The organism is Burkholderia ubonensis subsp. mesacidophila (assembly GCF_002097715.1).
GTDB lineage: Bacteria > Pseudomonadota > Gammaproteobacteria > Burkholderiales > Burkholderiaceae > Burkholderia > Burkholderia mesacidophila.
The window spans coordinates 837,449-863,374 of sequence record NZ_CP020738.1; the positions used below are offsets into that span (position 1 = coordinate 837,449).

The following is a 25,926-nucleotide window of genomic DNA, read 5'->3' on the forward strand; positions in this document are numbered from 1 at the left end:
AATCATCATGTCTCAAAGCAATCGCCACGCGGCGCCGGCCGCCGCGCCGGCATCCGGGTCGTCGTTCATGGCCGCCGCCGGCGGCCTCGTCAGGCCCGTGATCGCATCGTCGGTGCTGTTCATGCTCGTGACGGGCCTCGCGTACCCGCTGGTCACGACCGGCGTCGCGAACGTGCTGTTCCCGTCGCAGGCGCGCGGCAGCCTGGTCGTGCGCGATGGCGCGACGGTCGGATCGGCGGTGATCGGGCAGCCGTTCACGCGCCCCGAGTATTTCCATCCGCGCCCGAGCGCGACGGTCGGCACGGACCCCGCCGATCCGGCGAAGACCGTCGACCAGCCGTACAACGCGGCCGGCAGCGGCGCGAGCAACCAGGGCGCGGCCAGCAAGAAGCTGCTCGCCGACATCGCGGCGCGCGTGCGGGCATACCGGCAGGAGAACGGGCTCGCGCACGACGCGCCGGTGCCGGTCGATGCGGTGACGGCGTCCGCGTCCGGGCTCGATCCGGAAATCTCGATCGCGAATGCGCGGCTGCAGGCGGCGCGGGTCGCGCAAGCGCGCGGCGTCGCGCCCGACCAGGTGACGGCGCTCGTCGACCGGGTCGCCGCGCCGCGCCAGCTCGCGGTGCTCGGCGAGCCGCGCGTCCGCGTGCTCGAGCTGAACATGGCGCTCGACCGCGCGCTCGGCAAAGCGGCCGGCGCGCGCTAAGGGAAGGCAAAGGAGTCCATTCATGTCCCATATCGAAACCTCGATCAATCAGGCGGCCGCCCCGATCGGCGGCATCGCGCCGATGCGCTGGACCGCGGTGCTGCGCGAGGCGTTCAGGAAGCTCGCGCCGCAGGTGCAGTGGAAGAACCCGGTGATGTTCGTCGTCTACCTGGGCAGCATCGTCACGACGGTGCTGTGGCTGCAGGCGCTGACGGGTTCCGGCGACGCGCCGGCCGGCTTCATCTTCGGCGTCGCGTGCTGGCTGTGGTTCACGGTGCTGTTCGCGAACGCGGCCGAGGCGCTGGCCGAAGGGCGCGGCAAGGCGCAGGCCGAGGCGCTGCGCGCGGCGCGCAAGCGCGTCTATGCGAAGGTGCTCGACGAGCCGAAGCGCTACGGCAGCACGACCCATCGCGTGCCGAGTGACGAACTGGCCGCGGGCAGCATCGTGCTCGTCGAGGCCGGCGACACGATTCCGGCCGACGGCGAAGTGATCGACGGCGTCGCGTCGGTCGACGAATCGGCGATCACCGGCGAATCGGCGCCGGTGATCCGCGAATCGGGCGGCGATTTCTCGTCGGTGACGGGCGGCACGCGCGTGCTGTCCGACTGGATCGTCGTGAAGATCACCGCGAATCCGGGCGAGGCGTTCCTCGACCGCATGATCGCGATGGTCGAGGGCGCGAAGCGCGGCAAGACGCCGAACGAGATCGCGCTGTCGATCCTGCTGGTCGCGCTGACGATCATCTTCCTGCTCGTGTGCGTGACGCTGCTGCCGTTCTCGCAGTTCAGCGTGCTGCTCAATGCGTCGGGCTCGGCCGTGAGCCTGACCGTGCTGATCGCGCTGCTGGTCTGCCTGATTCCGACGACGATCGGCGCGCTGCTGTCGGCGATCGGCATCGCGGGGATGAGCCGCATGATGCGCGCGAACGTGCTCGCCACGTCGGGCCGCGCGATCGAGGCGGCGGGCGACGTCGACGTGCTGCTGCTCGACAAGACCGGCACGATCACGCTCGGCAACCGCGAGGCGGTGCAGTTCCGCCCGGCGTCCGGCGTGGACGAGCGCACGCTCGCGGAAGCCGCGCAGTTGTCGTCGCTCGCGGACGAGACGCCGGAAGGGCGCTCGATCGTCGCGCTCGCGAAGCAGCGCTTCGGCTTGCATGTGCGCGGGGTCGACGGCAGTATCACGGTGCCGTTCAGCGCACGCACCCGGATGAGCGGGCTCGACATCGGCGATCGCCAGGTGCGCAAGGGCGCGGCGTCCGCGATTCGCGCGCACGTCGACGCGCTCGGCGGCGTGTTTCCGGGCGAGGTCGAAGCGTCCGTCAGCGACATCGCGCGCCGCGGCGGCACGCCGCTCGTGGTCGCCGACGGCAGCCGGGTGCTGGGTACGATCGAGCTGAAGGACATCGTCAAGCACGGCATCAAGGCGCGCTTCGCCGAGCTGCGCAAGGTCGGCGTGAAGACCGTGATGATCACCGGCGACAACCGGCTGACGGCGGCGGCGATCGCGGCGGAGGCGGGCGTCGACGACTTCCTCGCGGAAGCGACGCCGGAAGACAAGCTGCGCCTCATTCGCGAGCACCAGGCGAAGGGCCACCTGGTCGCGATGACGGGCGACGGCACCAACGACGCGCCGGCGCTGGCCCAGGCCGACGTGGCGGTGGCGATGCACAGCGGCACGCAGGCGGCCAAGGAAGCGGCCAACATGGTCGACCTGGACAGCAGCCCGACGAAGCTGATGCAGGTGGTCGAGGTCGGCAAGCAGATGATCATGACGCGCGGCGCGCTGACGACGTTCAGCGTGGCCAACGATCTCGCGAAGTACTTCGCGATCATCCCGGCGGCGTTCGTGGCCACCTATCCGGCGCTCGGCGCGCTGAACGTGATGCGGCTGCACAGCCCGACGTCGGCGATCCTGTCGGCGGTGATCTTCAATGCGCTGATCATCGTCGCGCTGATTCCGCTCGCGCTGAAGGGCGTGAAGTACCGGGCCGAGCCGGCGGAACGGCTGCTGTGGCGCAACCTGATGATCTACGGGGTGGGCGGCGTGGTCGCGCCGTTCATCGGCATCAAGCTGATCGACATGCTGCTGACGCCGTTCGTCTGAGCGGCGCGCGTCCGGCCCCGCGTTGCGCCTCGTTCGGCGCGCGCGGGGCCGGCGCGCATTTGACTTGCCGGGGTGGTGAATGAACGTGAACGAACCGCAACGACACACCAACGACCTGCGTGCGACCGCCGCCTGGGCGCCGGCGCGCGCGGGCCGCGGCCGATGGAAGACCATCTTCGACGCTTGCGTCGGCGATGCGGCCCGGATCGCCTGGGCCGATCCGGGCGGCGGGCCGGACCTGCCCGACAACGGCACGCGCGCGCGCTTGCGTCCGCGCCTGCACGACCGGGCGTCGCCGTTTCTCGCGCCGCTCGCGTGGGCCACGCTCATCTGCGGATTGGCGACCATCGTGGCGAGCGCGCTGCTGCGCGTGTTCGACCTGTCGAATGTCGTGATGCTGTTCCTGATGACGGTCGTGTTCGTCTCGCTGCGGCTCGGCCGCGTCGCGGGCGCGTGGGCGGCGTTCCTGTGCGTCGGCTGCTTCGACTTCTTCTTCGTCGAGCCGCGCTGGTCGTTCGCGGTGTCCGATACGCAGTACGTGTTCACGTTCGCGTTGATGCTCGCGGTGGCGCTCGCGATCGGCCAGCTCGCGGCGCGCCTGCGCGCGGAGGCGCGCGCCGCGCGCGCGAACGAGAAGCGCTCGGCGACGCTCGCGCGCGTCGCACGCGACCTGTCGGCGGCGATCGAGACCGAACAGATCGTGTCGGTCTGCACCGGCACGATCGCGCGGCTGCTCGGCGTGCACGTCGCGCTCGTGCTGCCCGACGCGGACGACCGGCTGCGGATCGCGCGCGACGCATGGTTCGTCGATCCGTCGGCGGCCCGCCGGGCGTACGACCACGCGCAGGCGGTCGGCCGCGGCACGCCGACGCTCGACAGCGCGGTGGCGCTTTACCTGCCGTTGAAGGCGCCGATGCGGGTGCGCGGCGTGCTCGCGCTGCTCGCCGGCGCGCAGCCGATTCCGGCGGAGCCGGACGACCGGCGCCTGCTCGATGCGCTGGGCTCGTCGATCGCGATGGCGCTGGAGCGCGTGCATTATGTCGGCGTCGCGCAGCACACGATGGTCAGGATGGAAGGCGAGCGGCTGCGCAATGCGCTGCTGGCCGCCGTGTCGCACGACCTGAAGACGCCGCTGACCGCGATCCGCGGGCTGGCCGAGACGCTCGAGCAGCCGGAGCGGCTCGCGCCGGGGCAGCCGGCCGCGCTCGCGCGGGCGATCCGCGATCAGGCCGAGGCCCTGCGTGGTCTCGTCGTGAACCTGCTCGATCTCGCGCGCATGCAGAGCGAAGGCGTGCGGCTGAACCGCGAATGGCACATGCTCGACGAGATCGTCGGCAGCGCGCTCGCGCATTCCGCCTGCGTGCTGGCCGGCCGCGACGTGCGGGCGGACCTGCCGGCCGACCTGCCGTTGATCGACGTCGATGCGCTGCTGATCGAGCGCGTGCTGATGAACCTGCTCGACAATGCCGCGAAGTTTGCGGGCGCCGACGCGTCGGTGACGGTGTGCGCCAGCGTGTCCGGCGACGCGCTGGCCGTGTGCGTCGAGGACGACGGCCCCGGTTTTGCCGCGTGCGATGCCGAGCGGCTGTTCGAGCCGTTCGAGCGCGGCCGCAAGGCAGCGTCGATCGCCGGCGTCGGGCTCGGGCTCGCGCTGTGCCGCAGCATCGTCAACGCGCACGGCGGATCGATCCGCGCGGTGCCGCTCGAACCGCATGGCGCGCGGTTCGAGATCCGCTTGCCGTTGGGTGTGCCGCCCGTTATCGAACACGAGAGTCGAACTTGATCAAATCACGCGTGCTTATCGTCGAGGACGAGGCCGACATCCGCCGCTTCGTCAGGATGGCGCTGGAACAGGAGGGCATGGATGCCTGCGAGGCGTCGACCGTCAGGGAGGCGCGCATGTATGCGGCGAGCAGCAAGCCCGACCTCGTGATCGTCGACCTCGGCTTGCCCGACGACGACGGCAAGGCGTTCATCCGCGAACTGCGCGGCTGGTCGACGGTGCCGGTGATCGTGCTGTCCGCGCGGCAGCAGGAAGTGGAGAAGGTCGCCGCGCTCGATGCGGGCGCGGACGATTACCTCGCGAAGCCGTTCGGCGTGCCCGAGCTGCTCGCGCGCGCCCGCGCGCAGCTGCGCCGCGCGGCGTTCGTGTCGACCGACGGACAGTCGTCGTCGATCGTGCGATTCGGCGGCGTGGTCGTCGATCTCGGCAAGCACGAAGTCGTCCGCGACGGCGAGCCGGTGCACCTGACCCGGCTCGAGTTCCGGCTGCTCGCCGCGCTGATTCGCGGACGCGGCGGCGTGATCGCCGCGCGGCAGCTGCTCGCGGAGGTCTGGGGCGTTCACGACGCGGACCGGGCGCACTACGTGCGGGTCTACATGACGAACCTGCGGCAGAAGCTCGAGGCGACGCCGGCGACGCCCCGTTACCTGCTCACCGAATTGCAGTTCGGCTACCGGCTGGTCGGGCTGGAGGCTGTCGGCGCTGTGCCGCAGGCGGAAACCGGGGCCTGAGCCGCCGCGCCTGGTCGCTCGACGAGGTATAGACAAGTACGTTGCCGCCGCCCGCCGGGCGACGTCATTCCGGAAAGCCGATCTTAAGCCATCCGTAATGCGTAATTAATTGAATTACAAGGAAATTCGGCTCGCGAAAAACAATCCGCCGACAATTAGAGATAAACACGGATTGCTGACGGATGGGGGTAGGCGGCAAAGTTGTATGTACAACTTCGGCGGCCGGTCACGGTGTGCCGGTTGGGTCGGGTTCGCGGCGGCAGCGCCGCGCCGGCAGAGCGGGCGTCGCCCGCCCGGCTGCGGGCCCGTCGTTCAGTTCGCCTCTCACAGGAACGTCATGAAGAAACTCGCGCTCAGTGTTGCCCTTGCGTGCATCGCGGTCGGGGCCCACGCCAAGGATTGGTCGACGATCCGCTTCGGCGTCGACGCCAGCTATCCGCCTTTCGAATCGAAAGGCGTCGACGGCAAGGTGGTCGGCTTCGACGTCGATCTCGGCAATGAAATCTGTGCGCGCCTGAAGGCGAAGTGCGTGTGGATCGAGAACGACTTCGACGGGATGATTCCCGCGCTGAAGGCGAAGAAGTTCGACGGCGTGCTGTCGTCGATGTCGATGACGCCGGCGCGCGCCGAGCAGATCGCGTTCTCCGACAAGCTGTTCAACACGCCGACGCGCCTCGTCGCGAAGAAGGGCTCGGCGGTGCAGCCGAGCGCCGAAGCGCTGAAGGGCAAGTCGGTCGGCGTCGAGCAGGGCACGATCCAGGAAACCTACGCGAAGACCTACTGGGCGCCGAAGGGCGTGCAGGTCGTGCCGTACCAGAACCAGGACGGCGTCTACCAGGACCTGATCTCCGGCCGCCTCGACGCCGCGCTGCAGGATGCGGTGCAGGCCGACATCGGCTTCCTGAAGACGCCGCGCGGCGCGGGCTTCCAGTTCGCCGGCGGCGACATCGACGATCCGAAGACGCTCGGCAACGGCGCGGGCATCGGCCTGCGCAAGGAAGACGCCGACCTGAAGGCGAAGATCGACCACGCGATCGCCGACATGCTGAAGGACGGCACCTACAAGAAGCTCGAGAAGAAGTACTTCGCGTTCGACGTCTACGGCAGCTGAACGCCCTGCGGCACGGCTCGCGAGAGCCGCGCCGCGCGCCTTTCCGGATACGCTCCCATGATTTTCCAAGGATTTGGCCCGCTGCTGTGGGCCGGTACGGTCGAGACCGTGAAGCTCGCCGTGCTGTCGCTCGCCGCGTCGCTCGTGCTGGGGCTCGCCGGCGCGGCCGCGAAACTGTCGACGAACCGCGCGTGCGCGGCGGTCGGCACCTTCTACACGACGCTGATCCGCGCGGTGCCCGACCTCGTGCTGATGCTGCTCCTGTTCTACGGGATCCAGATCCTGCTGAACAACGTGACCGACCTGCTCGGCTGGGACCAGATCGACATCGACCCGTTCGCGGCCGGCGTCGTGACGCTCGGCTTCATCTACGGCGCGTACTTCACCGAGACGTTCCGCGGCGCGTTCCTCGCGGTGCCGCGCGGCCAGCTCGAAGCGGGCTTCGCGTACGGGATGAGCGGCTGGCGCGTGTTTCGCCGCATCCTGTTCCCGCAGATGATGCGCTTCGCGCTGCCGGGCATCGGCAACAACTGGCAGGTGCTCGTGAAGGCGACCGCGCTGGTGTCGATCATCGGCCTCGCCGACGTCGTGAAGGCATCGCAGGATGCGGGCAAGAGCACGCTGAACTTCTTTTTCTTCACGCTTGCGGCAGGCGCGATCTACCTCGCGATCACGACGGTGTCGAACGTCGTGCTGCACCACCTCGAGAAGCGTTATTCGGCCGGCGTCCGGAGGCTCGCACTGTGATCGCACTCATCAGCCAGTACTGGCAAAGCTATCTGTACACCGACGGCTACCGCTTCAGCGGGCTCGCGATCACGCTGTGGCTGCTCGTCGTGTCGATCGGGCTCGGCTTCCTGCTCGCGGTGCCGCTCGCGATTGCGCGCGCGTCGAGCAACCGCTGGGTGTCGGGGCCGGTGTGGTTCTACACGTACGTGTTTCGCGGCACGCCGCTCTACGTGCAGCTGCTGATGTGCTACACGGGCATCTACAGCCTGCAGGTCGTGCATGACCACGTGCTGCTCGACGCGTTCTTCCGCAATGCGATGAACTGCACGCTGCTCGCGTTCGTGCTGAACGAATGCGCGTATGCGACGGAGATCTTCGCGGGCGCGATCAAGGCGACGTCGGCGGGCGAGATCGAGGCCGGCCTCGCCTACGGGATGTCACGCTTCAAGCTCTATGCGCGCATCATCCTGCCGTCCGCGCTGCGCCGCTCGCTGCCGAGCTACAGCAACGAAGTGATCCTGATGCTGCACGCGACGACGCTCGCGTTCACCGCGACCGTGCCGGACATCCTGAAGGTCACGCGCGACGTCAACTCGGCGACGTACATGTCGTTCCACGCGTACGGCATCGCGGCCGCGCTGTACGCGGTGGTCGTCTTCGCGCTCATCTGGGCGTTCCGCAAGCTCGAGGCGCGCTGGCTCGCGTTCCTGTCGCCACGCGGCCATTGACGCATTCAAGCATTCGAAAGGAAACACACGCATGTACAAGCTCATCGTTGAGGACCTGCACAAGAAGTTCGGCGACAACGAGGTGTTGAAGGGCGTCTCGATGAAGGCGAAGGCCGGCGACGTGATCAGCATCATCGGGTCGAGCGGCTCGGGCAAGAGCACGTTTCTGCGCTGCATCAACTTTCTCGAGCAGCCGTGCTCGGGGCAGATCACGATCGGCAGCGAGCCGATCCAGACCGCGCGCGACAAGGCCGGCTCGCTGCGCGTCGCCGACCAGAAGCAGCTGCAGCGGATGCGCACGAAGCTGTCGATGGTGTTCCAGCATTTCAACCTGTGGGCGCACATGACGGTGCTGGAGAACGTGATCGAGGCGCCGATGGCCGTGCTCGGGCTCGGCAAGGACGAGGCCGTGTCGCGCGCGCGCAAGTATCTCGAGAAGGTCGGGCTGCCGGCGCGGGTCGAAGGGATGTATCCGTCGCACCTGTCGGGCGGGCAGCAGCAGCGCGTGGCGATTGCGCGGGCGCTCGCGATGGAGCCCGAGGTGATGCTGTTCGACGAGCCGACGTCGGCGCTCGATCCGGAACTCGTCAGCGAAGTGCTGAAGGTGATGCAGGCGCTTGCCGAGGAAGGGCGGACGATGGTCGTCGTCACGCACGAGATGGGGTTTGCGCGCAACGTGTCGAATCACGTGATCTTCCTGCATCAGGGGAAGATCGAGGAGCAAGGGCATCCGCAGGAGATTCTCGTCAATCCGAAGAGCGAGCGGCTGGGGCAGTTTTTGTCGGGGCGGTTGAAGTAGGGGGTGAGCCGGCGAGTGAAAGTCTCGCCGCAAGCCGGACGATGCGAGGGGCAGCTACGCTGCCCCTCGACCATCAACCCTAGCCAACGATCCGGCGATCGACTCTCCTGGGGCATCATTGCGCCGGACAAGCCATGAAGTAAAGCTCCACGCCGGCGAAATGCAATGGCCGATCATCCTTGACGAAGGTGAGCGACAACGATTGCAGCTTCTGGCCTCGAATGCATGCCCCTGCCCGCATGTTGTAACTGACCTCTTGTACGCACTGATTCCTGGGGAATTTCTGCGTGGTGCGCAAATTGTCTACCGACGACATGCCATTCCGCATGTACGTATAGGATGGGCGCTCGAACCTGGAGAAATCCGAAAAAAAGTCGTGCCGGTCTCTCAGGAAACTGGCCAGCCAGCCGACCTTCGCATCATTCGATGCCGCCTCCTTCTGCAGCTTGATCCCGTCTGCAACGTTGGTGACTATTTCGAATTTGTGCTGGCCTGCATAGCTTTTCATTGCATCTGCATTCGGGAAGTCGGCAAAAAATGCCTTGTCGATTTCCTTCACGTCATCTTGCGAGATGCATTTCTCGGCATCAATCGAGGCTGCGTGCGCTGCGTTGCCGGCGAACACGCCACTCATCAGGGTCAACGCGTAGATCCACCGTGCATGCTTAACGAGTCCCAGCACCTTTCGGCTCCTTGATTTTGTGCAGTTTGTTCATTTCATGCGCTGTGACCTGCGGCAACTCGGCGCCGCGCTTGATTTCCTCTTTTGCGAAATCGAGGTAAGTCACGGGGACGTAGTAGCCGTGAAAATCGTTTTTCGCGAACTCCGTAAAATCGATGGTCCCGCCAAAGGAGCCATCTTTCGTTCCGCCCTGATTGCCGCCTAACACGACCATATTGCCGTTCTTCGGATTGACGCCGTAAATGAACATGACGTGATGCAAATTTCGCCTGACCGCGATTGCCCCAAAAATCGGTTTCTCGATTTGAGGGAAATTTTCCGGGTCCCGAATGAAGCCGCGCGCACGGTGGCGATCAGCTCGATTCGCCAGCATCGCTCGGCCGTCTTCCTTCATGGTCCAGTTCACGAATGCCGAGCACCAGGCATTCGTTTCACCCACCAAGGTATGAAACCAGTTTTTATGATCGACGTAATCGTGATAATTCATGGTCTTGGTAATTTCGCTCTCGTCGACGCCTCCCCATCGCTCGGCCTCCCGAATCGCAATCGGCATCCAGGTTGCGCGTGGTTGAGCCAGCGTGACGAGCCCGAGTGGCCGTCCCTGGCCATCCTGGCTGCGTGCCGGCGTCGCGGCAGTGGGCTTAGAATCCGTTTTCGCGGTTGAAGTCGCCTTGTCACCGGCGGGTGTACTCGCCGCGGCATCGCTCGCTGACTGGACTGCAGGCGCATGGCCAGCGTCGGCAACAGCACCGTCGTTCGGTTTCGCCGGCACATCGCCGGAGCCTGCCAGCCCGACGGGGGACGTGTCCACCTTGGATTGAACCGACGGCGCGGCCGCCGCTTCGCGGGGGGGGCGATCCATCGCCCGGCGGGAATTCACGTGAGCCGAGTCTGCCGCCGTCGGTGCAGCGGTTGCAACTCGATGGTCAGCAGGCTTCGGTTGCTTCTGATGATGGGGATTAGGCGCGGCGCTATGACCGTCTTTGCCCGAATTCGGCGTGCCGGTATGCCCGCCGCTGTAGATCTGCAATGTCTTGCCAACGATAATCAAGTCGCTCTTCAGATGATTGTCGGCTTTCAACGCCGCGACCGTGGTCTTGAATCGTTGCGCGATCTTGGACAGTGTGTCGCCAGGCTCGATCCGATAAGTGAACGACGTACGAGCCGGCTTGTCGACTGGCTGGCGTGGTGCATGCGGCGCGGTCGACGCTTCGGCAACGAACAGACGGCGAACGAACAGATATGCCTTGGATGCATCCTGCTGGGCGATGCTGGAAATGGTTTCCAGTTTGTCGCGCACATCGGCAGCGAGGATTTCAATCTTGCCCCCGCTATGCGGGATCGCAGGGAGCCTTCCCGCCTCGTCGGTAACGTGCTTGGTCTCCTTGCCGTTTTGCCGGACGACAACCGGCTGGCGACTGAGCGGGCGCGCACCGTCGGACAACGTCACTGTCGCGGCCTTGACCCACTTTTCCGAACGCGTTTCCGAAAGGTAGTGATAGCCCTCGATGGTCTCGATGCTGTTCATCACCTTGGCCAACTGATCATCCGTCAAATCGGCAAGCTTACTGTCGCGACTGACGCCAGCGATTTTCTCGACGAGCTTGATGTACTTCTCCGGATTGTTCCGGTCCTTCTTCGGTGCAAATTTTGGGATCGCTTCAGCGATCGTTCGTGGCGCGTACGAATCAGGATCGCGGAGCAATCGCTTGAGTTCTGCTCGACCGGTATCGTAGTCCGGAAAGATCAGGAACTCGCCGCCGTCGGACATCGTGGCCTTTCCGATATTTGTCGTGATGACGCGCTTGGAGGGCGGACGCATATTGCCGGGATTATTGAAGCGCCATGCGACCGTGCCGCCACTGCGCAACAAGTGATCGCCGTTGTCTGCAACGAACTCAGCCGTCTTGACATCCAGATGGTATACCGCACTTGTGAGCTTCGGCATGCTATTCCCCGTTCGCAATTCGCTTTTCGGTCTCGGTCATGGCTCGCTCGACCGTGTAGTTGCTTTTCGCCGGAAAGTGGTCAGTTCTGGTCGGATTAAAGTAATACGCCCACTCTCCGTCGTTGCCTTCGACAAGCCTGTAGACACGTACGTCGACGGGGCCTGCACCATATGGTGCGTTGTCGCCACCCTTCTCGCCAACGAGCAGATAGATCGAGTCACGACGGGTGACGACCTTCACGTCCTGCGCACTGATTTCGCCATCCCCGGAGCCAATGACGGTCAAGTCGAACTTCCGTTGGTCCCGTCCTTTCAGGATGGGAACTTGATAGACCGTCTTGTCGATCACATTGTTGAAGTAGAACGTGTAATTGAAATATGCCTCGACTGCATGGTCTGTCATCACCCCGGACATTAATACCAGATTGCCACCTTTGACGTCCCACTGATGCGGGCCGGCCTTGTAGGCAGCCAGGCTGCTTAGCGGCATGGACAGGCACGCTGCGGCCAGCAGGCACATAATTCCCCGAACTTGCATGGTCACTCCTCAAGATTTGAAAGCGTCTTGAGCACGTCGGCCGACAGCAGGTCGCGTACGGCCTCCGTCTTGAAGAACGTGCCCGCGTCGTGCTGCAAGACGTCGAAGTACTCACCTGTCAGCGATTCGGCTGGTGATTCGTCTTCAACTGCGTGTCCGGACGCAGGTGCCGACGTCCTTGGCGGCAAATCATGGTTCTGCCACGCCGCGTCTCCAACCTCGAGACGCAACGGCGTTGGCGTTTCCGTCATGACGCGGGGCAAGCGGCCGTTCTCCGGCACATTGCCTTGCGCAAGCACCTTTCCTTCATCGTCAAGAATCCTGAACGAATGCCCGCCCCAGCCGATATCTTTCCACAGCGCATCGTCGCCGAAGGAAGCAAAGCGCAGGCTATACTGCTTCACCGCCTCGCCGGTTGGAAGTTGCGGCAACGGGTATGAGGCCTGCGCTGGTCCGGCAAAGATGTGCTGACTACCCTTGATATCGATCTTTCCGGGGGCGTGAATTTCGATGTTGCCATCCTTGATGTGGATGTAGGCTCCCCCGGCCGTCAGCAGAATCTCCTTGCCCGCCGCGACTTCGACCTTTTCGGTCGACGACAGCACCTTTACCGTCTTCTGCGCCGTGAGTTCGATATTGTCCTCGTGCGCCTGGATTTCCACCTTGCCCTTGCCCGCAAACAGCTTCACGCCGGCGTTCTGCACAAACAGACTAAGCTTCTCGGCCACGCTTGCGATCAGCGACTTGCCTGCCGCGATATGCGTGTTCTGCCCGCTTACGACATTGACGTGCCGATCGGCGTAAATCTGCGCCGATTGTTGAGTCGACATTCCGATGCCGGCTGGGCTGCCGAACAACATCACCGGTTCCTTGAACACGTTTGCGTTGCCCATTCCCCCGCCAGCCGTCCGTCCGCCGGAGGCGCTTCCCGCATCGCTCTGCTGGGTCGAGTCGGTGAATGCCTTGAGCGCGTCGTGGCCCGCTTTCAGGCTTTCAGCATGATGTTGAGTGCCGACATCCGACATGGTTTCCATCAGACTTTCGGCGTTTACGAGTTGCTGCTGCGTTTCTCGTACGTCCAGAGCCTGGCTGTTGACCTGCTTCGGGTGCGTACTGACATAAAGCCCTCGATTTGCGCGCACTGCCCCGTATTGGTCCGTCTTCAAATCAAAGCCGCTGCCAAGATAGCTTCCACGCGTATTTCCACTTTGATCGATCAGATAACCAAGATGCAGCAGACTGTTCCCACTGCTGCTCATCAGCTGCATGCGGTTCTGTCCCGTCGCATCGTCCATCACGAGATGGTTGTACCCGTTACCTGAATACTCCTTCGAGCGGAAGCCGGACAGGATGCCGTTGCTGTGCCACTGTGGCTTGTTGGCTCCGTTGTACACGCGCGCAATGACGATTGGCTTATCGCAATCGCCCGCAAGATGAGCAACCAGAACTTCTTCACCCACTCGTGGAATATGCACGCCGCCGTAGCCGGCACCTGTATCGGACTGGGCGACCCGAATCCAGCAGGACGCTCCCTGATCGTTTGGCCTGATACGATCCCAGATGAACATGACCCGAATTCGATTCAAATCATCGGTATAAACTTCCTCGCCTTTCGGGCCGACAACGATGGCCGTCTCTAGTTGCATCTCCGGCTTCGGGTGCTCAAACGGTGTGCGGTACGGAACCGATGTGCGCTGTGCTTCGACTTCGACCAGAAAGAAGCCGACAGAGCCGTCGTCATGCGGCACCTGAAACGCCGAGTCGGTTGATCGCGTTGCGCGCGCTTCCGTGATTTCCCGCTGGAGACTATGAGGGAAGGTCGACGCACGCGTTGCCGGCAAGTTGTTCTCAATCCACCACGAGACTTCGATCGTGGCGAATTCCCGTTGCGAGGGCGAATCGCCATCATGGACCGGATGTCCCGTCAGCGTGAACTGCCGCCCAGCGTCGAGCGCACGTATCCCGCCGATCCCGACGAAGCGCTTGGCACGCGACTCCCACTCCTCGATGCGCATCTTCGACAACTGGTCGCCGCGCGTCTGATCGAGGTACGTATAAGGTCCCGTGTATTCGTAGACCTCGAGCTGATCGGGAAGGTCGCCTTGATTTCCGACCGTCGGCATCGTCGTGCCCTTCGGATTCGACCACGCGGCCGGATTCTTGTAGTCGAATGTGCGGGTCGTCAGAGTGGTGCTTTGCAGCGTTCGCGAACCGGACCAGTGGGTGAGCGCGTCGACTTCCGTTTGCGTGCCGGCACGATAGAACGGGACTGCTTCGGGCGACAGTTTTGGAAATTGGTCGGCGCGATCCGTGATGACGAGCGTGTGCGACGCGCCATCGTTTGCCTGCTCCCAGTAGCAGAACAATCCTTCGCTCTCGAACAGACGGTGAACAAAATTCCAGTCGGTCTCGCTCTGGCGCGTGAAGGACCGGTTCGGCAACGGCTGCGACAGGGCAAACCTGAAATGGCCGCGTGCTTCCGGATGCTCATTCAGCACGTCGGACACAATGTCTTCGACCGTCCTGTCGATCCAGATCTTTTGATCATGACGGAATTTCAGAACATGCATCCATGCACTGAGCGTGATTTGGTAAGTCGTCAGTCCGCCGTCGGCGCCAAGCCGACGTGCGGTATAAACGTACCCATGAATCGGCCGGTAGTCCCCGTTAGCTTGTTGAATCCACAATGTCACCGGTTGGGCAATCAGCTTCTTCAACTCGATATCAGTATTCGATGACAGCACATCCAGTGTGAATGTGTAATATCGGCCAATTTTCGATCGCCCGACTGCTCGCTGTACTACCAAGGCATTCGTGCCAAGCGGAGTATCAAGCTTTAGTAGCCGGTTGTGCTGAATCAAGCCGCCACGCAATGCGGCGGAGAGGTCCTGAACGTCCATTGTCAGCCTTTCATTTTTATTACATCGCTCTCGGATAGCGTCTGTTACTACGCGCGCGATTTTATACCATTGCCCAACGAAAGCCTCCTCCGAGGCTGCTGCCTGCTTTTAGGCGCTGGTATCCTGCTTCAGGTGAGCTTGCAGGCGGTCGTTTTCACTACGCGACGCGATCACCCCGCACAGCGGAACACATGGTGCTCGTCTTTCTTTCTCCTTTCAAGAAAGGGCGTCGCGACGAGCATGCTGCTTCCGCCGTTTTTCCACGTGAAGCCGCCCAATATTGCGTTTCAAGGTGGCCAACCCAACTTTTTCCTGTATCGCGCTGGACGTTGCAAAAAGCGAAAAACAGTAAGGTCATCGCGCTATAATCCGCGCCATGAAACTGCTTCGGACCATCATCCTCTTGCTGCTTTGCGCGGTGCTGCCCGTCAGTGGGCTGGCTGCGAGCGGCTTGACGGGCGCTTGCCCGATGCAGCACACGATGTCCATGGAAGGCGATGCCGGGATGTCCGCCGACATGCCCGGCTGCGATTCGATGAAATCGACGTCGATGGACAAGGCAAAAGCCAAGGGCGCGTTCTGCAAGTCCACCGCCCAATGCCAGTTCGGCAGCCTCTACCATCCTGCCGCCAAGGCAGAGATCAGCCGCCCGGCCGCGTTCGCGAGCCCGGTCGTGTTCCATTACGCCCAGTCCCTTTCGGTCCGTGAACCGAACGGGTTGTGGCGACCTCCGCGCGCCATCTAATCCCGATCCGACAGGTTCACCGCATGCGCGGTGAGGTTCGTCCTATGCCAGGACGTGGGGTCCCTTTGCGACTCCGCCGTTGGGGTTAGAACATGTCATTCCATTTCGGCACGCCGCTGGGTCGGCGTGCCCGTTGGCGCGCGCGCACGCTTTGCGCCGCGCTGCTTGCCGCGGGCATCGCGCATGCCCAGCCGTCACCATCACCCTCGCCGTTCACGCTCGACGCCGCGCTGCAGTCGGCGACTGACCGCTCCGCGTCGATGGCCGCCGCACAGGCGTCCGTGCGCGCCAGTGCCGAGGCCGCCGTCAGCGCGGGTCAGTTGCCCGACCCGATGCTCAAGGCGGGCATCGACAACCTGCCGATCAACGGCCCGCAGCGCTTCACCGTCGGCCAGGACTTCATGACGATGCGCCGCATCGGCATCGAGCAGGAGTGGGTATCGGGGGAAAAGCGGCGGTTGCGCTCCGCGCTCGCCGGCGAGAAGACCGGCCGCGAGCGCGCCGGCTATCTGGTGCAGCTCGCGAACGTGCGCCAGCAAACCGCATCGGCGTGGCTGAACGCGGTCTACGCGAAGAAGGCGCTCGCGCTGCAACAGGCGCTGCTCGACCACATGAACCACGAGCTGGCCGCCACGCAGGCGTCGTATCGCGGGGCGAAGGCGAGCGCGGCCGACGTGGTGCAGGCGCAGGCGATGCTCGCGCAGACGCGGGACCAGGTGCTGAACGCTCGGCAGAACTATCAGACCGCGCTCATCGGCCTGTCCCGGTGGACGACGGTTCCCGTGTCCGATGTGACCGGCGAGCCGCCCGCGCCCGAATCGTTCGTGTCGTCGCTGCCGCCGGACGCACTGCGCGTGTCGCAGCCGGCGCTCGTCGCCGCGGCGGACGACGTCGCGGTCGCCGAAGCGGACACCGCGGTCGCCGACAGCGAGCGCAGCCCGAACTGGACGTGGGAAATCGCGTACCAGCAGCGCGGCGGCGCGTATTCGAACATGGTGTCCGTGGGCGTGACGATCCCGTTGCCGCTCGATCGCAAGAACCGCCAGAACCGCGACGTCGCCGAGAAAGCCGAACTGGCCACCAAGGCGCGCCTCATGTACGAAGACGCGCTGCAGCAGGTCCAGGCCGACATCCGCGTGCAATCCGCAACGCTCGCGAGCGGCCGCGAGCGCATCGCGAACCTGGGCGACGCGTTGCTGCCTGCCGCCGACCGGCGCGTGCAGCTCGCGAATGCGGCCTACCGGGCCGGCACCGGCTCGCTCGCGGAAGCATTCGCCGCGCGGCGTGCGCAGCTGGACGCGCAGTTGCAGGTGCTCGACCTCAGGCGCGACGTGTCGCGGACCTGGGCCCAGCTCGAATACCAGGTCGTGCCGTCGACGATGGCCGCCGCTCAGTGACGGAGAACACGATGAACAAGAAACCACTGGCGCGCGCCGTCCTGACGGCGTTCGCCGGCGCAGCGCTGCTCGGCGCCGGCTATTTCGCGGGCGTTCGCCACACGTCGGGCCACGCGGTGGCGGTTGCCGCCAGCGCCGGCGCTTCGGGCGACAAGGTCGATCCGAAGACCGGGCGCAAGGTGCTGTACTGGCACGATCCGATGGTGCCGAACCAGCACTTCGACCAGCCGGGCAAGTCGCCTTTCATGAACATGCCGCTCGAACCGGTCTACGCGGATGACGTCGGCGGTGCGCCGGGCATCCGGATCGACGCGGGCCTGCAGCAGGATCTCGGCATCCGCTACGCGACCGTGCGCCGGCAACAGACGGCAGCCGGATTCGACGCGGTGGGCACCACGCAGTTCGACGAGTCGCGGGCGGATGTCGTGCAGTCGCGCGTGACCGGGTACATCGACCGGCTGTATGCACGCGCGCCGATGCAGCGAATCGCGAAGGGCGCGCCGATCGCGTCGCTCTTCGTGCCGGACTGGCTCGCGCCGCAGGAGGAATACCTCGCGCTCAAGCGCGGCGGGATGGATGGCGGCCTGCTCGATGCGTCGCGGGCGCGGATGCGCGCGCTGTCGATTCCCGACGGCGTGATCGCGAGCCTCGACCGGACCGGCCGCGCGCAGACGCACGTCGTGCTGACCGCGCCGGAGACGGGCGTCGTCAGCGAGCTGAACGTCCGGGACGGCGCGATGGTTGCGCCCGGGCAGACTTTGGCGAAGATCGCAGGCCTCTCGACGCTGTGGCTGATCGTCGAGGTCCCGGAGGCGCTCGCGCTGAGCGTGCAACCGGGGATGGCCGTCGACGCGACGTTCGCGGGCGACGCGACCCGGCACTTCACGGGACGCATCCGCGAAATCCTGCCGGGCATCAGCACCAGCAGCCGCACGCTGCAGGCGCGCCTGGAACTCGACAATGCAGCGCTGCAACTGACGCCCGGCATGCTGATGCGCGTTCACGTCGCAGGCCGGAACGCGATATCGCGGCTGCTCGTGCCGTCCGAAGCGGTCATCACCACGGGCAAGCGCTCGGTCGTCATCGTCAGGAACGCTGACGGTCGTCTGCAGCCGGCCGAGGTTCGCACGGGTCAGGACGTCGGCAACGACACCGAAGTGCTCGACGGGCTGAACGAAGGCGACACGGTGGTCGCGTCGGGGCAGTTCCTCATCGATTCCGAGGCCAGCCTGAAAGCGGTGTTGCCCCGGCTGACGGGCGGCACCGGCGCGGGTGCGGCGACGGCGGCCCCGACTCCGACCGCAGCCGCACAATCCTACGAGACGACCGGCAAGGTCGAGAAAGTGACCGCCACGGATATCACGTTGTCCCATCAGCCCGTCCCGGCGCTCGGCTGGGGGGCGATGACGATGGCGTTCGGCAAGCCCGCGCCCGCCGCGTTTCCGGACGTGAAGGTCGGGCAGACGGTGCACTTCGTCTTCACGCAAGCGGATGACGGCTACCAGCTGACGAAGGTGGAACCGGCCGGAGGTGTGCAATGATCGCGCGACTCATTCGCTGGTCCATTCGCAACCGCTTCCTGGTGCTGCTCGCGACCGTGCTGGTCACCGCCTGGGGCGTCTACTCGCTGAAGGAAACGCCGCTCGACGCGCTGCCGGACCTGTCGGACACGCAGGTCATCGTCAAGGCGTCGTATCCGGGCCAGTCGCCGCAGGTGGTCGAAGACCAGGTGACGTACCCGCTGACGACCACGCTGCTCGGCGTGCCGGGTGCGAAGACGATCCGCGCGTATTCGTCGTTCGGCGATGCGTTCGTCTACGTGCTGTTCGACGACAGGACCGACGCGTACTGGGCGCGCTCGCGCGTGCTCGAATACCTGAACCAGGTGCAGAGCCGCCTGCCGCAGGGCGCGACGGTGTCGCTCGGGCCCGATGCGACCGGGGTCGGCTGGGTGTACGAGTACGCGCTCGTCGACCGGTCCGGGCGGCACGATCTCGGCCAGTTGCGCGCGCTGAACGACTGGTTCCTGAAGTTCGAGCTGAAGTCGGTGCCGGACGTCTCCGAGGTGGCCAGCATCGGCGGCATGGTGCGCCAGTACCAGGTCGTGCTCGATCCGGACCGGCTGCGCGCGTACGGGATCACGCAGGCCGCGGTGGCCGATGCGCTCGGCAAGGCGAACCGGGCTTCCGGCGGCTCGGTCGTCGAACTGGCCGAGTCGGAGTACATGGTGCGTTCGTCCGGCTATCTGCGCACGCTCGACGATTTCCGCAACGTCGTGCTGCGCACGAACGATGCCGGCACGCCGGTGCTGCTCGGCGACGTCGCGCGCATCCAGATCGGGCCGGAAATGCGGCGCGGCATCGCGGAGCTGAACGGCCAGGGCGAAGTCGCCGGCGGCGTGATCGTGATGCGTTCGGGCAAGAACGCGCTGACCACCATCGACGCGGTGAAGGCGAAGCTGGCCGATCTCCGGCGGTCGCTGCCGCCCGGCGTCGAGGTGGTTACGACCTACGACCGTTCGCAGCTGATCGAGCGCGCGGTCGGCAACCTGAAGGACAAGCTCGTCGAGGAGTTCGTGATCGTCGGGCTGGTCTGCGCGGTGTTCCTGTTCCACCTGCGCAGTGCGTTCGTCGCGATCCTGTCGTTGCCGCTCGGCGTGCTGGCAGCGTTCATCGTGATGCGCTACCAGGGCGTGAATGCGAACCTGATGTCGCTCGGCGGCATCGCGATCGCGATCGGCGCGATGATCGACGCGGCCATCGTGATGATCGAGAACGCGCACAAGCACCTCGAGGCGTTCGAGCATGCGCATCCGGATGCGCGGATGACGGCGGCGCAGCGCTGGGAACTCATCGCGACGTCCGCCGCCGAGGTGGGCCCCGCGCTGTTCTTCTCGCTGCTCATCATCACGTTGTCGTTCATTCCGGTGTTTTCGCTGGAAGGGCAGGAGGGCAAGCTGTTCGCGCCGCTCGCGTTCACGAAGACCTACACGATCGCGGCGGCCGCCGGCTTGTCGGTCACGCTCGTGCCCGTGCTGATGGGTTACCTGATCCGCGGCAGGATTCCGCACGAGCATGCGAATCCGATCAATCGCGCGCTGATCCGGCTGTACCGGCCGCTGCTCGAGGCAACGCTGCGCCGCCCGTGGGCGGCCATCGGTCTCGCCGTCGCCGCGCTGGTGCTGACCATGGTGCCGATCAGCCGGCTCGGCGGCGAATTCATGCCGCCGCTCGACGAAGGCGACCTGCTGTACATGCCGACCGCGCTCCCCGGCATTTCCGCGGAGAAGGCGAGCGAGCTGCTGCAGCAGACCGACCGGCTCATCAAGACCGTGCCCGAGGTCGCCACCGTGTTCGGCAAGTCGGGGCGGGCCGATACGGCGACCGACCCGGCGCCGCTCGAGATGTTCGAGACGACCATCCGGTTCAAGCCGCGCGATCAGTGGCGGCCGGGGATGACGCCCGGGAAGCTGGTCGACGAACTCGACCGGACGGTGAAGGTGCCGGGCCTCTCGAACGTCTGGGTGCCGCCGATCCGCAACCGGCTGGACATGTTGTCGACCGGCATCAAGACGCCGGTCGGGATCAAGATTTCCGGACCGGACCTGACGCAGATCGACCGTATCGCCACGCAGGTCGAAGCGGCGGTGAAGCCGGTGCCCGGCGTGACGTCCGCACTCGCGGAGCGGCTGAACGGCGGCCGCTATATCGACGTCGACGTCGACCGGCTCGCCGCGGCGCGCTACGGGCTTGCGGTCGCGGACGTCCAGGCGGTCGTGTCGTCGGCGGTGGGAGGCGAGAACGTCGGCGAGGTGATCGACGGTCGCGAGCGCTTTCCGATCAACGTGCGCTATCCGCGCGAAATCCGCGATTCGCTCGAGAAGCTGAGGCAGTTGCCGGTCGTCACGGAGCGGGGCGCGCAGATCCGGCTCGGCGACGTCGCGCACATCGCGATCGCCGACGGACCGCCGATGATCCGCAGCGAAAACGCGCGGCTGTCCGGCTACGTGTACGTCGATATCCGCGACACCGACCTGCAGTCGGCCGTCACCGCGATGCAGCAGGCCGTCGCGCGTCGGGTTCAGCTGCCGCCCGGTTACGCGATTGCGTGGTCGGGCCAGTTCGAGTACCTGGAGCGCGCGGCGGCGCGGCTGAGGATGGTGATTCCCGTGACGCTCGTCGTCATCTTCGTGTTGCTGTTCCTGACCTTCGATTCGGCCGCCGACGCGCTGCTGCTGATGTCGACCGTGCCGTTCGCGCTGGTCGGCGGCTTCTGGCTCATCTGGCTCCTCGGCCACGCGGTATCCGTCGCGACGGCGGTCGGGTTCATCGCGCTCGCCGGCGTGGCGGCCGAGTTCGGCGTCGTGATGCTGCTGTACCTGAAGGACGCGCTCGATCGCCGGCTCGAGGCCGGCGCGCCCCTGACCGAAGCGCTGCTGTTCGACGCGATACGCGAAGGGGCCGTGCTGCGCGTGCGGCCGAAGGCGATGACGGTGGCCGTCGTGCTGGCCGGCCTCGTTCCGATCATGGTCGGGCACGGCGCCGGTTCGGAGGTCATGCAGCGCATCGCCGCGCCGATGGTCGGCGGGATGGTGACGGCGCCGCTCCTGTCGATGTTCGTCATTCCCGCCGCGTGGTTCCTGCTGCAGCGCCGTCGCGCAAGGCAGGCCGGCGCCGCCCGTTTCCCCGATGTCGTTTCCCCCGGCACGAACGTGCCGGTTCAACCAACTGGAGAGATCCGATGAAGAAACCGCTTGCTGCATTCGCTACCCTCGCTTCCGTCCTTGCCATGCCGGCGTTCGCCGGCAGCGACATGGCGGGCATGGACATGTCTTCCATGTCGTCGATGTCGTCGACGATGAAGGCGCCGTCGGCCGATGCGCTGACCGATGCGGAAGTGAGGAAGATCGACCCGTCGACCGGCATGATCACGCTGAAGCATGGCGCGCTGAACAATGTCGGCATGCCGCCGATGACGATGGCGTTCAAGGCAAAGGACGCGGCGATGATCGCCCAGGTCAAGGCGGGCGACAAGGTCAGGGTGCGTGTCGAAGACGTCAACGGCACGCTGACGATCGTGAAGCTAGACAAGCGGTCCTGATCGCGCGTGGATGGCGGGCGCGCCGTCCGCCGCCGCCGTGCGTCAGTGAGGCGACAGCAGGCCCGTCGCTTCGCTGTTGCCGGCGGCCCGCGCTTCGAGCAGCGCATGCAGCGTCACATATCGCGTGCCCGCGCCGGCGCCTGTCGTGTCCGCCGTGCGATCGTACGGCTCGTTGTCATGGATCGTCGCGCGCACGATCGGATAGACCTGCGTTTCCCAGCGGCTGCCGTTGAACACGCCGTAGTGTCCGACGCCCGTCTGCACGTGATGCGTCTTCAGGTACGGCGGCAGCCCCGAACACAGCTCCTGCGCGGCGACCGTCTGGCCGACCGCGCAGATATCGTCCTTCTCCCCCTCGATCGTCAGCAACGCAGTGCGGTGGATCGCGGCAGGCTCGACGAGCTGCCCGCCGACCGTCAGCTCGCCGCGCGCGAGCGCGTACTGCTGGAACACCTTTTCGACGGTTTCCAGATAGAACTCCGCGGTGAGATCGGCGGTCGCGAAATACTCGTCGTAGAAGTGCCGCAACGCATCGGCCTTCGCGGCGTCGCCCTTCGCGCGTTCGTAATACAGATCGGAGAACGACGCTGCGTGGCGATCCGGATTCATCGACATGAACGCGCCGACCTGCACGAACCCCGGATACACGCGCCGCTGCGCACCCGGAAAACCCGACGGCACGACGCTGATCAGGTGGCGTGCGAACCAGTCGATCGGACGGCTCGTCGCAAGCTCGTTGACCTTGGTCGGATTCACGCGGCAATCGATCGGGCCGGCCATCAGCGTCAGGCTCGCGGGCTGGGCCGGATCGCCGCCGGCCGCCATCAGCGCGACGGCCGCGAGCGCGGCGACGGTCGGCTGGCAGATCGCCAGCACGTGCGCGTCCGGGCCGATGTGGCGGATGAAATCGATCAGGTGCCGCACGTATTCGTCGAAGCCGAAGCGTCCGGCCCGCAGCGGGATGTCGCGCGGGTTGTGCCAGTCGGTGATGTACACGTCGTGATCGGCGAGCATCGTGCGCGCCGTGCCGCGCAGCAGTGTCGCGAAATGCCCGGACATCGGCGCGACGATCAGCACGCGCGGTTGCCGCGCGACCGGCAGCGTCTTGCGAAAGTGCAGCAGCGTGCCGAACGGCGTGCCGGCCGCCGCGTGCTCGACGATCGGCACCGTTGCGCCGTCGACGTCGACCGCGTCGATGCCGAACGGCGGGCGGCGGTGCGAGAACGCGCAGCATTCGAGCAGCTCGCACCACGCGTCGAGCGTGCGGCCGGATGGCGTCGACGTGGACGGGGGCCACATCGACATCGACGCGCGCAGGCAGGCGGCCCAGGCGCGCGCGGGCCGCGTGCATTCGGCAAACCACTGATAGCAAGGGTAGGCAAGCAAGTTCATGACCGTCGCGCCTCGTGCCGCTGTCCGTCGAACGAGGCAAGCCGTGTGCCAGTCGGCGGCTGGCACGCACGTTGCACGCCCTGATGGGGCACAGCGGCATGCAGGCGGGCGCTCGGCCCGAAGGTCGCGTGCGGCGCAGCGCAAAATGTTTCAGCGATGCAACGTGCGCGGAGACCGAATGCCGTTGCGCCAGACCGGCGAATCCGGCGCACGGCGATGGTGCGGTGGAGGCGCGGCGCCGGTCGTTTTCGGTGCACGCGCACGGCAGGCATTCATAGGGGACGAGACATGAAATCCGCAGGAGAAACGACGCTGACCATCAGCAGCCGGAACTATTCGTCGTGGTCGATGCGCGGCTGGCTGCTCGCGAAGCTGAGCGGCCTGCCGTTCGAGACCGTGATGGCGCCGATCGATGCCGCGTCGCGCGCCGAACTGCTGCTGCTGTCGCCGTCGATCCTGGTGCCGTGCCTGACGCACGAAGGCATCCAGGTGTGGGACACGCTCGCGATCGCGGAGTACCTGAACGAGATCTGCCCCGACGCGCGGTTGCTGCCGCAGGACGGGCATGCGCGCGCCCATTGCCGCTCGATCTGCGGCGAGATGCATTCGGGGTTCAGCGCGTTGCGTTCCGCGCTGCCGATGAACCTGCGTGGGCATTTCCCGGATTTCCGCATCTGGTCGCGCGCGCAGCACGACATCGAACGCATCGTGACCATCTGGCGCGAGTGCCTCGCGCAGTATCGCGGGCCGTGGCTGTTCGGCGGCGAGATCAGCGTCGCCGACGCGATGTACGCGCCGGTCGTCACGCGCTTCCTGACCTACGACGTGAAGCTCGAGCCCGACATCGCCGAGTACTGCATGCGCGTGCTCGCGCAGCCGTTCGTCGCGGAATGGATCGACGCGGCGAAGGCGGAACAGCACGATATCGACGAGCTGGACATGGAGTTTTGAGCGCCGGAGCGTGTGCGGCGCGCGACTGGGAACGCGTGCGACGCGTTCAAATATCGGATGAATGGCGTCTGACCACAGCCCGCTTAAATCGGAAGAATCGACGCGCGGCGTGATCGCCCGTCACACCGGGCCTCGCGCGCGCCAGGGGTAAATCTTGCAGGCGCGTTGCCGATAACGCAGGTCCAGTGACCGCAAGAGAAACACGTGAAGCCGTTCGTCATGCTTGTCTTTGCCGCTGCCGCCGTTGCGTCGGCCGGCTGCGCCCAACTTCAATCCGGACGTCAGGACGCGAATGCGCACAACGACGCCTCCACCTCGTCGACGCCGCTCGTCGATTTCGTCATCCCTGCCGATGCGCTCGGCGCCCGCGATCCGCAACTGACCGCCGTGCTCGCGAAAGTTGGCGCGCTGGCGTCGAAGCAGCCGCAGCCGATGACGATACGCGTGGCCGCGCTGCCGCAGGATTTCGGCTACCTGAACCAGTCGATCCGGCACGGCATCGCGACGCAGCACGCGGCGTCGGTGCGCGTCGAGAACGTGGCGGCCGGCAGTTGCCGGCCGTACAGCGTTCAGGTCGGTCCGACGCAATAACGGGAGATCTCGCGATGCTACGACAGTCGATCTGCGCGGCCATGCTCATGCTCGTGTGCGGCGCCGCGTTCGCGGCGCCGCCCGCCGACGGCGCGCCGCCGGCGCCCGCCGCGTCCAACCAGGTGTTTCCGCCGCTGCCGCCGTTCGCGTCGCTGCCGCCGGGAGCGGGCGGCGACGACGACGTGCCGGCGCCCGCGACGGCGGGCGGGCGTCACGCGAAGAAACTGCGCCATGCGCCGCCGCCCGTGAAGCGCGCACCGGAATTCCAGGTGCATCTCGTCGTGACCGAGGAATCGCGCGCGGCGCTTGCCGCCGTGGACAAGAAGCTCGACGACGCGCTGGCGAGGAGCACGCGCGATCGGCGCACGACGGGGGCCGGCGCGGCTGCGCTGGCGATGGCGCAATGAAGTGGCGGAATCGAATCGGCTGGCGCGTGATGATCGGCACGTTCGCGATGTTGCCGAGCGTGCTTTTCATCACGCCGGCGCGCGCGGACGATGCCGCGCCCGGCGATGCCTGCTTCGAGCGCGCGGCCGGCTACCAGGGTGTCAACCCGAAGATCCTGCGCGCGATTGCGTGGTACGAATCGAAGGGCGACCCGGGCGCCGTGCATCGCAATGCGGACGGCAGCATCGACGTCGGCCAGACCCAGATCAACTCGGTGCACTTCGGCGAGCTGCGCCGCTACGGCGTGCCGCCGGGCGCGCTGAAGGACGCGTGCGTGAACATCTACGTCGCCGCGTGGATGCTGAAGCGCAAGATGGTCCGCTACGGGAACACCTGGCAGGCGATCGGCGCGTATCACTCGGAAACGCCGCACTTGCGGGACGAATACGCGCGAAACATCCACGCGGTGCTGGTGTCGTGGGGATTGCACGAGTGAAGGGCGCGCGATCGCGCGTTGAAGGCAAAGAGTAAGGATCAGGCCAGGCGCGGCCGATTCACGAGACGCGCGGCGCCCTGTCGTTTTCCCGGATGAAGCGCGCCG

Annotated in this window: 22 protein-coding genes; 17 read left to right on the forward strand and 5 right to left on the reverse strand. The window is 65.7% G+C overall.

The features are described from left to right. Positions 1-7 precede the first annotated feature (7 nt). The 8 genes from kdpC to B7P44_RS21400 all read left to right on the forward strand — a co-directional run bounded on the left by kdpC (position 8) and on the right by B7P44_RS21400 (position 8,694). On the forward strand, positions 8-706 hold the full coding sequence (gene kdpC / locus B7P44_RS21365; RefSeq protein ID WP_084908015.1) for a potassium-transporting ATPase subunit KdpC: 699 nt from the start codon (positions 8-10) through the stop codon (positions 704-706). Between the two features lie 82 nt (positions 707-788). After that, positions 789-2,813, forward strand: a complete 2,025-nt coding sequence (kdpB, locus tag B7P44_RS21370; protein WP_084909946.1) for a potassium-transporting ATPase subunit KdpB — start codon at positions 789-791, stop codon at positions 2,811-2,813. A gap of 79 nt (positions 2,814-2,892) precedes the next feature. Then, positions 2,893-4,596: a DUF4118 domain-containing protein gene (locus B7P44_RS21375; protein ID WP_084908016.1), complete on the forward strand. Its 1,704-nt coding sequence runs from the start codon at positions 2,893-2,895 to the stop codon at positions 4,594-4,596. Then, a complete protein-coding gene (locus tag B7P44_RS21380; protein WP_084908017.1) occupies positions 4,593-5,327 on the forward strand; it encodes a response regulator in 735 nt (244 codons plus the stop codon). Before B7P44_RS21375 ends, B7P44_RS21380 begins: the two co-directional genes overlap by 4 nt. Positions 5,328-5,664: 337 nt before the next feature. Continuing rightward, entirely contained in the window at positions 5,665-6,438 is a 774-nt protein-coding gene (locus tag B7P44_RS21385; protein ID WP_084908018.1) for an ABC transporter substrate-binding protein, read from the forward strand. Positions 6,439-6,495: 57 nt separating this feature from the next. After that, a complete protein-coding gene (locus tag B7P44_RS21390) occupies positions 6,496-7,185 on the forward strand; it encodes an ABC transporter permease (RefSeq protein ID WP_084908019.1) in 690 nt (229 codons plus the stop codon). Next, positions 7,182-7,895, forward strand: coding sequence for an ABC transporter permease (locus B7P44_RS21395; RefSeq protein ID WP_084908020.1), 714 nt, complete (start codon positions 7,182-7,184; stop codon positions 7,893-7,895). The genes B7P44_RS21390 and B7P44_RS21395 overlap by 4 nt, the downstream gene beginning before the upstream one ends. Positions 7,896-7,926: 31 nt before the next feature. Beyond that, positions 7,927-8,694 (forward strand): ABC transporter ATP-binding protein, encoded by a 768-nt coding sequence (locus B7P44_RS21400; RefSeq protein WP_084908021.1) that lies wholly within the window; start codon positions 7,927-7,929, stop codon positions 8,692-8,694. A gap of 115 nt (positions 8,695-8,809) precedes the next feature. Here the strand turns inward: B7P44_RS21400 and B7P44_RS21405 are convergent, their stop codons facing one another. Genes B7P44_RS21405 through B7P44_RS21420 form a run of 4 tightly spaced genes read right to left on the reverse strand, consistent with a single transcriptional unit; the run spans position 8,810 to position 14,762 of the window. Next, the gene (locus tag B7P44_RS21405; protein WP_084908022.1) at positions 8,810-9,376 is read right to left on the reverse strand and encodes a hypothetical protein; all 567 of its coding nucleotides are present in this window, start codon (positions 9,374-9,376) and stop codon (positions 8,810-8,812) included. Beyond that, the gene (locus B7P44_RS21410) at positions 9,360-11,324 is read right to left on the reverse strand and encodes a LysM peptidoglycan-binding domain-containing protein (protein ID WP_084908023.1); all 1,965 of its coding nucleotides are present in this window, start codon (positions 11,322-11,324) and stop codon (positions 9,360-9,362) included. The genes B7P44_RS21405 and B7P44_RS21410 overlap by 17 nt, the downstream gene beginning before the upstream one ends. Before the next feature lies 1 nt (position 11,325). After that, on the reverse strand, positions 11,326-11,862 hold the full coding sequence (locus B7P44_RS21415) for a hypothetical protein (protein WP_084908024.1): 537 nt from the start codon (positions 11,860-11,862) through the stop codon (positions 11,326-11,328). A 2-nt stretch (positions 11,863-11,864) separates the two neighbouring features. Further along, positions 11,865-14,762, reverse strand: coding sequence for a type VI secretion system Vgr family protein (locus B7P44_RS21420; RefSeq protein WP_084908025.1), 2,898 nt, complete (start codon positions 14,760-14,762; stop codon positions 11,865-11,867). Between the two features lie 376 nt (positions 14,763-15,138). On the opposite strand from B7P44_RS21420, the gene B7P44_RS21425 reads away from it, so the two are divergent. From B7P44_RS21425 to B7P44_RS21445, 5 genes are all read left to right on the forward strand, one after another. Next, positions 15,139-15,507 (forward strand): hypothetical protein, encoded by a 369-nt coding sequence (locus B7P44_RS21425; protein WP_084908026.1) that lies wholly within the window; start codon positions 15,139-15,141, stop codon positions 15,505-15,507. A gap of 92 nt (positions 15,508-15,599) precedes the next feature. Next, on the forward strand, positions 15,600-16,904 hold the full coding sequence (locus B7P44_RS21430) for a TolC family protein (protein ID WP_084908027.1): 1,305 nt from the start codon (positions 15,600-15,602) through the stop codon (positions 16,902-16,904). A gap of 11 nt (positions 16,905-16,915) precedes the next feature. Further along, positions 16,916-18,445: an efflux RND transporter periplasmic adaptor subunit gene (locus B7P44_RS21435; RefSeq protein WP_084909947.1), complete on the forward strand. Its 1,530-nt coding sequence runs from the start codon at positions 16,916-16,918 to the stop codon at positions 18,443-18,445. Next, entirely contained in the window at positions 18,442-21,648 is a 3,207-nt protein-coding gene (locus tag B7P44_RS21440; RefSeq protein WP_084908028.1) for an efflux RND transporter permease subunit, read from the forward strand. The genes B7P44_RS21435 and B7P44_RS21440 overlap by 4 nt, the downstream gene beginning before the upstream one ends. Further along, on the forward strand, positions 21,645-22,004 hold the full coding sequence (locus B7P44_RS21445; RefSeq protein WP_084908029.1) for a copper-binding protein: 360 nt from the start codon (positions 21,645-21,647) through the stop codon (positions 22,002-22,004). Before B7P44_RS21440 ends, B7P44_RS21445 begins: the two co-directional genes overlap by 4 nt. Before the next feature lie 42 nt (positions 22,005-22,046). Here the strand turns inward: B7P44_RS21445 and B7P44_RS21450 are convergent, their stop codons facing one another. Next, positions 22,047-23,396, reverse strand: coding sequence for a polyhydroxyalkanoate depolymerase (locus B7P44_RS21450; RefSeq protein ID WP_084908030.1), 1,350 nt, complete (start codon positions 23,394-23,396; stop codon positions 22,047-22,049). Between the two features lie 288 nt (positions 23,397-23,684). On the opposite strand from B7P44_RS21450, the gene B7P44_RS21455 reads away from it, so the two are divergent. The 4 genes from B7P44_RS21455 (at position 23,685) to B7P44_RS21470 (ending at position 25,821) form a co-directional block, all read left to right on the forward strand. Continuing rightward, complete coding sequence (locus B7P44_RS21455) at positions 23,685-24,347, forward strand: glutathione S-transferase family protein (RefSeq protein ID WP_084908031.1); 663 nt, start codon at positions 23,685-23,687, stop codon at positions 24,345-24,347. A 204-nt stretch (positions 24,348-24,551) separates the two neighbouring features. Next, on the forward strand, positions 24,552-24,938 hold the full coding sequence (locus B7P44_RS21460) for a hypothetical protein (protein ID WP_231716807.1): 387 nt from the start codon (positions 24,552-24,554) through the stop codon (positions 24,936-24,938). 14 nt (positions 24,939-24,952) lie between these two features. Beyond that, on the forward strand, positions 24,953-25,345 hold the full coding sequence (locus B7P44_RS21465) for a hypothetical protein (RefSeq protein WP_084908033.1): 393 nt from the start codon (positions 24,953-24,955) through the stop codon (positions 25,343-25,345). Positions 25,346-25,392: 47 nt separating this feature from the next. After that, positions 25,393-25,821, forward strand: coding sequence for a lytic transglycosylase domain-containing protein (locus B7P44_RS21470; RefSeq protein WP_231716838.1), 429 nt, complete (start codon positions 25,393-25,395; stop codon positions 25,819-25,821). The last annotated feature ends 105 nt before the right edge of the window (positions 25,822-25,926 follow it).